At 60.2% G+C, this 9,527-nt stretch carries 8 protein-coding genes and 1 pseudogene; 6 read left to right on the forward strand and 3 right to left on the reverse strand.

Going from position 1 to position 9,527, the window contains the following annotated elements; translation table 11 throughout:
• Nucleotides 1-12 precede the first annotated feature (12 nt).
• On the forward strand, nt 13-378 hold the full coding sequence (locus tag EXR36_04175; protein ID MSQ58845.1) for a hypothetical protein: 366 nt from the start codon (nt 13-15) through the stop codon (nt 376-378).
• A gap of 90 nt (nt 379-468) precedes the next feature.
• Entirely contained in the window at nt 469-1,176 is a 708-nt protein-coding gene (locus EXR36_04180; protein MSQ58846.1) for a hypothetical protein, read from the forward strand.
• On the opposite strand, the gene EXR36_04185 is transcribed toward EXR36_04180, so the two are convergent.
• Both EXR36_04185 and EXR36_04190 read right to left on the reverse strand, forming a co-directional pair.
• The gene (locus EXR36_04185; protein ID MSQ58847.1) at nt 1,173-1,487 is read right to left on the reverse strand and encodes a tetratricopeptide repeat protein; all 315 of its coding nucleotides are present in this window, start codon (nt 1,485-1,487) and stop codon (nt 1,173-1,175) included. The two genes, EXR36_04180 and EXR36_04185, sit on opposite strands and share 4 nt — an antisense overlap.
• Complete coding sequence (locus EXR36_04190) at nt 1,487-3,382, reverse strand: potassium transporter Kup (GenBank protein MSQ58848.1); 1,896 nt, start codon at nt 3,380-3,382, stop codon at nt 1,487-1,489. The genes EXR36_04185 and EXR36_04190 overlap by 1 nt, the downstream gene beginning before the upstream one ends.
• 199 nt (nt 3,383-3,581) lie before the next feature.
• On the opposite strand from EXR36_04190, the gene recG reads away from it, so the two are divergent.
• From recG to EXR36_04205, 3 genes and pseudogenes are all read left to right on the forward strand, one after another.
• Nucleotides 3,582-5,648: an ATP-dependent DNA helicase RecG gene (gene recG / locus EXR36_04195; protein MSQ58849.1), complete on the forward strand. Its 2,067-nt coding sequence runs from the start codon at nt 3,582-3,584 to the stop codon at nt 5,646-5,648.
• A 60-nt stretch (nt 5,649-5,708) separates the two neighbouring features.
• On the forward strand, nt 5,709-6,569 hold the full coding sequence (locus EXR36_04200) for a 4-hydroxybenzoate octaprenyltransferase (GenBank protein ID MSQ58850.1): 861 nt from the start codon (nt 5,709-5,711) through the stop codon (nt 6,567-6,569).
• A 9-nt stretch (nt 6,570-6,578) separates the two neighbouring features.
• Nucleotides 6,579-8,069, forward strand: a pseudogene (locus EXR36_04205) (4-hydroxy-3-polyprenylbenzoate decarboxylase).
• On the opposite strand, the gene EXR36_04210 reads toward EXR36_04205, so the two are convergent.
• Complete coding sequence (locus tag EXR36_04210) at nt 8,058-8,627, reverse strand: hypothetical protein (GenBank protein ID MSQ58851.1); 570 nt, start codon at nt 8,625-8,627, stop codon at nt 8,058-8,060. The pseudogene EXR36_04205 and the gene EXR36_04210 sit on opposite strands and share 12 nt — an antisense overlap.
• Nucleotides 8,628-8,916: 289 nt before the next feature.
• On the opposite strand from EXR36_04210, the gene EXR36_04215 reads away from it, so the two are divergent.
• Nucleotides 8,917-9,228, forward strand: coding sequence for a c-type cytochrome (locus EXR36_04215; GenBank protein ID MSQ58852.1), 312 nt, complete (start codon nt 8,917-8,919; stop codon nt 9,226-9,228).
• Nucleotides 9,229-9,527 lie beyond the last annotated feature (299 nt).

A 9,527-nucleotide genomic window follows, 5' to 3' on the forward strand; every position in this document is an offset into this window, starting at 1 on the left:
AGGGAGAGGGCGATGAGTAGACAGTTGATGATTACCTACTACGCTGACCGCGAGCTGTTGGGCTTGGTGTCCGATGAGGATTACGAAGCCTTCAAGGACCTTCTGCTGGGGGCCCTGCACAACGAGTGGCCCAAAGCCGGTGTGAACGTGGACGACGCCGAGCACGCTTACGTCGAGGTTGAACTTGCTCCCGGTGCCAAAGGGGAAGCCCCTCTGGACGAACAAGCTCGCGCGGACGTCGAAGCGCGTGTGATCGAGATCGCCAACGACGTGATCGACACGCGGGAGTGGGCGACGGAAGACACCGAGAGCTACGACGAGGAATACGAAGAGGAGATCGAGGAGCGCCGCTTAGGCGAGGACCGCGAGGACTACTAAACGGGCTTGGCCCGCGGGCCCTGCCGTCAAGAATTCCGCCTCCGTGCCGAAATAATACCCTGTCATAACGGCGCGCAGATAGGGGGTAAGATGATTCCGGGCAGCGAATTGGATTTTCTGCGCGGTGCCGCTGGGCAGTACCCGGCGGCCCAATTTCTTCAAGGTCCCTTAAACCTTTCCGCTCTCGCTAATGGCGGGAGCGAACTCCAGGCACCCCCTCCGGGCGACTCCTCCGAGGTCAACCTGTCCGATGCTTCCAAGTTGCTTGGCCTTATGGATTCCGATGGCGGCGGCTCGGCGTCTTTGCTGAGTGCTTTCAGCGCTCTCGTGGAGAAGCTGGCGGGCCAGAAGGTTTTCAGCCTAACCGTGGACTCCCAAAAACTCGAAACGAGTTACTTCACCCTGGATACGGTCAAGGAGCGCTTACGAGTGGGTGCCGGCGCCTCGCCCCTGGACTACCGGTACAGCGCGTTTCATGCCGAGGCGCAGACTTTGTCTTATTCCGCGCAAGGAACGCTTACGCTGGAGGATGGTACGAAGCTTCAATTCAGCTTTCAACTGGAGGCCGCCCAAGTCTATGTGGAGGAGACCCAGGCACGGGTACGAATAGACGGCTCGTGGTTGCCCGCCGCCCAGAATGCGGCCAGCCCGGGTATGTCGGTCCGCTCTCGCGACAATGGGGCCGACATCGCTCTCGATCATCATGGTGTAAGACAGCTCCTGGACGGCTTGGCGCTCCCAGGGCACCGGCACGCCTATGGCCATGACAAGCGAGACGCTGTGCTACAAGACGGCTAGTTCTTTCGCAGCCGCCGCGCGAACACTTCCATTTCCTTGGCGGCCTGTTTATCGCCCTTGGCCTGCGCGACGCCGATGCCTTGCTCATAGGCCGATAAAGCTTCTTCCTTGCGGCCACAATCGGTGAGCGCGCGCCCTAGCAGCTTCCATGCGGCCGAGTATCCAGGGTCGAGTGCCACGGCACGTTGCAAATGACTCACCGCCTGGCTTGGTTGCTCCAGCTTGAGATACTCGCTCCCGATGCCAAAGCGCAGCAGCGCGTTGTCCTTGCCATTCTCTAGCATCTTGAGAAAGTTGGCGAGGGCGGACATTACAACTCAACGCGGCTGCCCAGTTCGACCACGCGGTTGGTGGGAATCTTGAAGAATTCCGTGGCGTCCGCCGCATTGCGCGACATCACGGCGAAGAGCTTCTCGCGCCATAGCGCCATGCCGGGTTCGTGGTGAGTGGGCACCAGGGTCTGGCGGCTCAAGAAGAATGAGGTTTCCATCACGCCGAATTCGAGACCCTTGGGCTTGCACAGTTCCAGCGCCCTGGGCAAATCTGGCTCATCCTTGAAGCCGTAGTGCACGATCAGCTTGTAGAACTCGTGACCAATGGGGATGATATCCACGCGCTGGGCATCGGGCACGTGCGGTATGTCCTCGCTCACCACCGTCAGCAAAACGATGCTCTCGTGCAGCACTTTGTTGTGATTCAGGTTGTGCAGCAGCGCGTGTGGCACGCCTTCCTGCGTGGCGGTGAGGAATACGGCGGTGCCCGCCACGCGCTGCGGGGGATGCAGCATCAGGCTCTTGATGAAGGGCTCCAGCGCGATAGACCCCGGATGTAGGCGCTCGAACAAGAGCGCACGCCCGCGCTTCCAAGTGGCCATGAGGGTAAAGGCCACGAGACCCACGACAAGGGGAAACCAGCCCCCATCGAGTATTTTCGTGGCGTTGGCGGCGAGATAGGGGATATCGATGCACAAGAACAAGCCGGCGACGAGCGCGGCTCGCCATCGCGCCCATTTCCATAGTTTGCGCATGATGAAGTAAGCCAGTATGGAATCCACCGTCATCGTGGCGGTGACCGCGATGCCGTAGGCCCCCGCCAATGCACTGGAAGACCCGAAGCCCAGCACCAGGCCGATCACTGCGACGTATAGTCCCCAGTTGATCCAGGGCAGGTATACCTGTCCGATGGCTTCCTCCGACGTGTGCCGGATCAACATCCTCGGGCAATAACCCAATTGGATCGCCTGCCTTGTGAGCGAATAGGCGCCGGAGATGGTGGCTTGCGAAGCGATGACGGTGGCCAGCGTGGCCAGGACCACCATCGGGTAGAGTGCCCAATCTGGGACGAGATGGAAAAACGGATGCTGCAAGGCTTGGCTATCGTGCAACAGCAAGGCGCCTTGGCCGAAATAATTGAGCAAGAGCGCGGGAAACACGAAGAAGAGCCAGGCCATGCGTATGGGCCGCCGGCCAAAGTGCCCCATGTCGGCATACAGGGCTTCCGCTCCTGTGACGCACAGCACCACCGCACCCAACGTCAAGAAAGCTGCGTAACCGTTGGCAAGGAAGAACCGCCAGGCGTGGAGCGGGTTTATCGCGGCAAGGACGCCTGGCTCCAGCGCGATGTTGATGACACCCAGGATGCTTAGCACCGTAAACCAGAGCACCATGACGGGGCCGAACAAGGCGGCAACCTTGGCTGTCCCCAATTGCTGGAAGGTGAACAGCCCCGTGATAACCAATAAGGTAAGCGGGATTACGTAAGGTTTTAGCAGGGGTGTGGCGACTTCCAGCCCTTCCATGGCGGATAGCACCGAGATGGCCGGAGTAATCATCCCGTCGCCATAGAACAGCGCCGCACCGAAAATCCCCAGCGCCATGAGCTTGGCGCGGCCGCCTTTTTCGCTACTGGCGCCGCGCAACACCAGCGCCATCAGCGCCATGATGCCGCCTTCGCCGCGGTTGTCCGCCCTCATCATGAAGGCCACGTACTTGATGGTGACGATGGCCACCAAGGACCAGAACATTAGCGAGAGAACCCCCAGGACATTGCCGTGATCGAGGGCCAAACCGTGCGCGGGACTGAAGGCTTCCTTGAGGGCGTAGAGCGGGCTGGTCCCGATATCGCCAAACACAACGCCCACCGCACCCACCGCCAGCGTGAGAGCGCTGGCCTTGTGGCCATTGGAGCCGTGGGCGGAAGAGGTCATGAAGAGAGTTTTTGGGAGATGGAATTTCCGCGGCGGCGCATCATAGCATTGAACCCGCGACCCACGGGGCTTTGCGAGCAGCGCCTTTGTCCTTACCATTGCCGGACAGCAACCGTCTCGAACTTGCGCCTGAGGCCGCGGGGAAAGCCGTACCTCAACGCGAAGCGCCCCGGCCCTTAATCCAACGAATGCAGTGAAAATCGCTCCCGCCAACCCTGGCCACGACCTCACGCCGCTCCATTGGGTGGCTGAGTCCGTTCGAGAAAAACTCGAACGGATGGGTATTCATACAGAGCAGGATCTCCTCTTGCACCTGCCGCTGCGATATGAGGATGAAACCCAACTCCACGGGCTTAGCGATGCACCGGTAGGCGTCGCGGTGCAAGTGGAAGGTGTCGTGGTCGGCCAAAAAATTCAACCGCGTCCGAGGCGCATGCTGTTATGTACCCTGGAAGTGGATGGCGAACCCTTGCAACTCCGCTTCTTTCATTTCTATCCGAGCCAGATCAAGCAACTCGCCACGGGAAATCGCTTGCGCGTCATGGGCGAGGTGCGAAGGGGATTCTTCGGCGCCGAGATGGCCCATCCGCGCTACCGGATCGTGCGGCAGGGCGAGGCGTTGCCCGCCGGTCTAACGCCGGTGTATCCCACAACCGCCGGGTTGTCGCAACGCATCTTGCGCCAGCTCATCGAGCGCGCGTGGGATGACGTGGATGTGAGCGACACTCTCCCGCCAAATCTCGCGGATGATTTGGGGCTCCCACCGCTGGAAAGCAGCCTGCGCCTGCTGCATTCTCCCGATCCCAAGGTGCCCGCCATGGCGCTGGCGACGCGCACTCATCCGGCGTGGCGGCGCATCAAGTTCGAGGAGCTGCTTGCCTTGCAAATTTCCATGCGCAAGCATCGCCAACGCCGCCAGCGGGCTCGCGCGCAGCCGCTCGCGAGTAACGAATTGCTCGGCGCCCGCCTGCTGGAGAATCTGCCCTTTCAACTCACCGTGGCCCAGCAAGGCGCGCTCGGGGAAATTCGCGCGGATCTCGCGAAACCCCATCCCATGCAACGCATCTTGCAAGGCGATGTGGGAAGCGGCAAGACCATCGTCGCGGCACTCGCGGCGCTGCAAGCCATCGAAAGCGGTGCGCAGGTGGCCGTCATGGCGCCCACGGAAATACTCGCCGAGCAGAACTTCAATAAGTTTCGCGGTTGGTTGAGCAAGCTCGGGCTGGAGGTCATCTGGCTCGCGGGGACCCAGGGCAAGAAGCAACGCCGCGAGGTGCTCGCGCGCGTGGCCTCGGGCGAAGCGCACGTCGCCGTGGGAACCCACGCGCTATTTCAAGAGCAGGTGGAGTTCTCCCGCCTGGGTCTTTGCATCGTGGACGAGCAGCACCGCTTCGGTGTGCAGCAACGCTTGGCGTTGCGGCGTAAAGGTACGGATGGCGTATCGCAGCCGCACCAGCTCATGATGAGCGCCACGCCTATTCCGCGCACCTTGGCCATGAGCTTCTATGCCGATTTGGACGTGTCCGTCATCGGCGAACTGCCTCCCGGCCGAACGCCCATCGTTACCAAGTTGCTGGCCGATACGCGCCGCGAGGAGGTCGAGCACAGAATCCGCGATGCCTGCGTGCAAGGAGGACAAGCCTACTGGGTGTGCCCATTGATCGAGGAGTCGGAGGCCTTGCAGCTCAAGACCGCGCTAGAGACCTTCGAGCGCATTCAGACCACCTTCCCCGAGTTGCGCGTGGGGCTCGTGCACGGCCGCCTCAAGGGCGAGGAGAAAGCAGCCGTCATGGAAGCCTTCAAACAAGGCGCTATCCAGCTCTTGGTCGCCACCACGGTCATCGAAGTCGGCGTGGACGTGCCTAACGCTTCCATGATGGTGATCGAACACGCCGAGCGCATGGGCCTCGCCCAATTACACCAGCTTCGCGGGCGCGTGGGGCGGGGCACGCGGGCGAGCGTTTGCGTGCTGCTCTACCAACAACCCTTGGGCGGGCTGGCACGGGAGCGCTTGCGCATTATTTTCGAGAACACCGATGGTTTCGAGATCGCGCGCGAAGACCTTCGCCTACGGGGCCCGGGCGAACTTCTAGGCGCGCGCCAGAGCGGCATGCCCATGCTGCGCTTCGCCGATTTGAATACAGACGCGGATCTGCTGGAAGCGGCGCGCGAGGCTGCCGCGAGCATGCTTAAAGAGCATCCGGATTTGGCGCGGGCGCACTTACAGCGCTGGTTGGGCGGCAGGCAGGATTACTTGCGCGTTTGAAGGTGCCCGGGAGCCTCTCGAAGCATCCGCTCGCATACAATGAAAAGCATGGACACGACTATGTTCGCGCGCATCAGCGACCGGCTCTATGCTTACGAGAAGCTGATTCGCCTCGACAAGCCTATTGGGACGCTCTTATTGCTATGGCCCACGCTGTGGGCGCTGTGGTTATCCTCCGGCGGGCGGCCGGATTGGGCGGTGGTCTGGATTTTCGTCCTGGGTACCGTGTTGATGCGTTCGGCGGGATGCGCAATGAACGACTTCGCCGACCGGAATTTCGATGGGCGCGTGAAACGTACCCAGGACCGGCCGCTGGCTAGCGGGCGTGTGAGTCCGAAGGAAGCATTGATTGTGGCTGCCGTGCTGGCTTTATTCGCTTTCGCGCTGGTGTGGCAACTAAGGCCGCTGGTAATCAAACTGTCCTTTGCCGCCTTGTCGGTTGCGATGACCTATCCATTCGCGAAGCGATTTATCTCGCTACCGCAAGCCTACCTGGGCGTGGCCTTTGGTTTTGGTATTCCGATGGCGTATGCCGCTCACCAAGATTTATTACCGGCTATGGCCTGGTTACTCCTTGCCGCCAATATTTTTTGGGCCATGGCCTATGACACAGAATATGCCATGGTGGACCGCGACGATGACCTCAAGATCGGCATCAAATCCTCCGCCATTTTGCTGGGCCGGTTCGACGTGGCGGGCGTGATGATGTCTCACGCCCTGTTTTTCGCCCTGTTGGGCTTTGCCGGTTGGTGGCAGCAATATCGCTGGCCTTACTTCGCCGGTTTGGCGTTGGCCGCGGTGCTCGCGGCCATGCAGTATCCGATGATCAGGCAGCGCGGTCGCGACAGGTGCTTCAAGGCCTTTCGCTTCAACAACTGGGTGGGCGGCGCGATTTTCCTGGGCTGCCTGTTCGCATACTGAAAATAAAACGTGCGCTACAAGGATTTGCGCGACTTCATGGCGCGATTGGAAGAACAAGGCGAGTTGAAGCGCATCGGCGCGGAGGTCTCTCCGAATCTGGAGATGACCGAGATATGCGATCGCGTACTCAAGAAAGGGGGGCCGGCTCTGTTGTTCGAGAAACCCAAGGGACACAGCATCCCGGTGTTGGGTAACCTCTTTGGAACCGCGCGCCGTGTGGCCTTGGGTATGGGGGAGGATTCGGTGGAGGCTCTGCGTGAAGTCGGCAAGTTGCTGGCCTTTCTCAAGGAACCCGAGCCTCCCAAGGGTTTGAAGGATGCCTGGGAGAGAATGCCGGTCTACAAGAAGGTGCTGGACATGGCGCCCAAGGAAGTGCGCGGCGCACCGTGCCAAGACGTTGTGTGGGAAGGTAACGATGTGGATCTCGCGCGTTTACCCATTCAGACGTGCTGGCCCGGCGATGTTGGACCGCTCATCACGTGGGGCCTGACGGTCACCAAGGGCCCGCGCAAAACCCGGCAAAATCTGGGGATCTACCGCCAGCAGGTGATCGCGCGCAACAAGGTCATCATGCGCTGGCTTGCGCACCGGGGCGGGGCGCTGGATTTTCGCGATCACCGCGAGGCCAATCCTGGCGAGAAATTTCCGGTGGCCGTTGCGCTGGGCGCGGACCCCGCCACCATTCTCGCCGCCGTCACACCAGTGCCAGATTAGCTCTCGGAATACCAATTCGCGGGACTACTGCGCGGAGGGAAAACCGAACTCACCCAATGCATGGGTTCTGAGTTGCGCGTGCCAGCCAGCGCCGAGATCGTGCTGGAAGGCCACATCGCCGCTGGCGAAACGGCGCTGGAAGGTCCCTTCGGTGACCGCACCGGTTACTACAACGAGCAAGAAGTTTTTCCCGTTTTCACCATCGATCGCATCACCATGCGCCGCGATCCCATCTATCACAGCACCTACACCGGCAAGCCCCCCGACGAACCGTCCGTGCTGGGCGTGGCGCTGAACGAAGTATTCGTGCCGCTGCTCACCAAGCAGTTTCCCGAGATCACCGACTTCTATTTGCCACCGGAGGGGTGCTCCTACCGCTTGGCCGTGGTGAGCATGCGTAAGCAGTACGCCGGCCACGCCAAGCGCGTCATGTTCGGCATCTGGTCTTTCTTGCGCCAGTTCATGTACACCAAGTTCATCGTCGTTGTGGACGAGGACATCGATGTGCGAGATTGGAAGGAAGTCATATGGGCCATTACCACGCGCACCGATCCCGCGCGCGATACCTTGATCGCGGAGAACACGCCCATCGACTATCTGGATTTCGCGAGCCCTGTTTCTGGCCTGGGATCCAAGATGGTAATCGATGCCACCAACAAATGGCCAGGAGAAACTACGCGTGCGTGGGGGAAACCTATCGCGATGGATGCGGGCGTCCTGGCGCGGATCGACGACCTTTGGGAGCGCTTAGGGTTGCAACTGCGTATCGCGCCGTTAGAACCTTAGCACCAAGCTGGCCGATACCAGCGAGACATCCGATTCCCCCACGGTAAATTCATCTCCCAGATTGGGGGAAAATTCGGCGTCCACTCTCAGGGCGAGGTTTCGCTCTAGGCCGATTTCGGTACCCACCCCAAAAACCAGCGACGTGCCGGTAGCATTGGTCTTGGCGCCGTTCACGGTGGTATCGATGTCCCAGAAGAATGCACCGATCTTGGGTTGTACGACGACTTGGTCGTTCAGGCGCAGCTGCACCACACCTTGCAGCGCCACGCCAATGGGTTCGAACTTGAAACTGTTCCCGCCGGGATTGGCGCGCGTCTCGCCGAGTCCGTAATAACCAGCTTCCACGCTGAAATGTTCGGAGAGGTCAAAGCCCACGAAAGCCTTGGTGCCCGCGGAGTTGGTATCGCAACTGGTGGCCACGACCGTGCCGAAGTCGCACTCGCTCCCGTGATTGGCCCAGCCCACGCCACCGCCGATGTATAGCCCCGTGCCGTGCTCGGCGCGGGCGAGAGGAATGAAACACAGGAAAGCGAGTAGTGCAGTCTTGGTGAATCGCATGCTGTTCCTCCATGGATGTGATGGATCGTGATCCCATAACGGAAGGGGCAGGCAAACAGTGTGGACAGGCCGCTATACTGCCCATCTGCTTAGGGCACGAAACGAGTCCGGTGCCTGGCTGTCAACGCCCGGATTTGCCAGGGCGTTATGCAACTCACGCCGGCTGCCGACCAAGGTTTATTGTTCCTAGTCCCGGACGGCGTGGATTAGCCTAAGCATGGAAACGGGTTTCTTCCGGCCGGCAAAGTCATTAGAATCGCGCGGCTTTTTAATCATTGGAGAAGGTATCATGAAGAAGATCATCGCCACCGTCGCTATCGCGTCTGGGTTGGTATTAGCGGGACAAGCCAGTGCGGATATTAAGCTGGCGCAAAAACATATGTGCATGGCCTGCCACGCCGTGGCCCATAAATTGGTCGGGCCATCCTACAAGGATGTGGCCGCCAAATACAAAGGCGATGCCGGTGCGGCGGCCAAGTTGGAAGCCAAGGTGAAGGCAGGTGGAAGCGGTGTCTGGGGAGCCATTCCCATGCCGCCCAACAACAATGTACCCGATGCGGACATCAAGGCTCTGGTGAAGTGGGTGCTATCGGCGCAATAATCGCGGCGGCCTAAGGAAAAAAAGCCGGTCCTTGTACCGGCTTTTTTGTTCCCTACGCGAGCGCGTCCCTGCATGCAGGTGCCCGCCCCAACTCAATGAATTGAAGGGATTTGTTTGACATCTGTATGACGTCGGAGAATAATCCGCGCAGTTTTTGCCATCATCCTTCCAATGAGGAGTCCCATGAATTCTCGCAATCCATTGCCCGGATTTGCCAAGACCGTCCTAACGGCCACACTCGCTATCGCCCTGGTTGCCTGCGGAAAGAAAGAGCAAGCGCCCCCGCCCGCCGCGCAAGC

This window comes from Betaproteobacteria bacterium, assembly GCA_009693245.1.
GTDB lineage: Bacteria > Pseudomonadota > Gammaproteobacteria > Burkholderiales > SHXO01 > SHXO01.

What these genes read in the sequence shown, in the direction of transcription:
- EXR36_04175 (MSQ58845.1), top strand. Translation starts at nt 13, where the DNA reads ATGAGTAGACAGTTGATGATTACCTACTACGCTGACCGCGAGCTGTTG.
- EXR36_04200 (MSQ58850.1), top strand. Translation starts at nt 5,709, where the DNA reads ATGTTCGCGCGCATCAGCGACCGGCTCTATGCTTACGAGAAGCTGATT.
- EXR36_04185 (MSQ58847.1), bottom strand. Translation starts at nt 1,487, where the DNA reads ATGTCCGCCCTCGCCAACTTTCTCAAGATGCTAGAGAATGGCAAGGAC.
- EXR36_04215 (MSQ58852.1), top strand. Translation starts at nt 8,917, where the DNA reads ATGAAGAAGATCATCGCCACCGTCGCTATCGCGTCTGGGTTGGTATTA.
- EXR36_04180 (MSQ58846.1), top strand. Translation starts at nt 469, where the DNA reads ATGATTCCGGGCAGCGAATTGGATTTTCTGCGCGGTGCCGCTGGGCAG.
- EXR36_04210 (MSQ58851.1), bottom strand. Translation starts at nt 8,627, where the DNA reads ATGCGATTCACCAAGACTGCACTACTCGCTTTCCTGTGTTTCATTCCT.
- EXR36_04190 (MSQ58848.1), bottom strand. Translation starts at nt 3,382, where the DNA reads ATGACCTCTTCCGCCCACGGCTCCAATGGCCACAAGGCCAGCGCTCTC.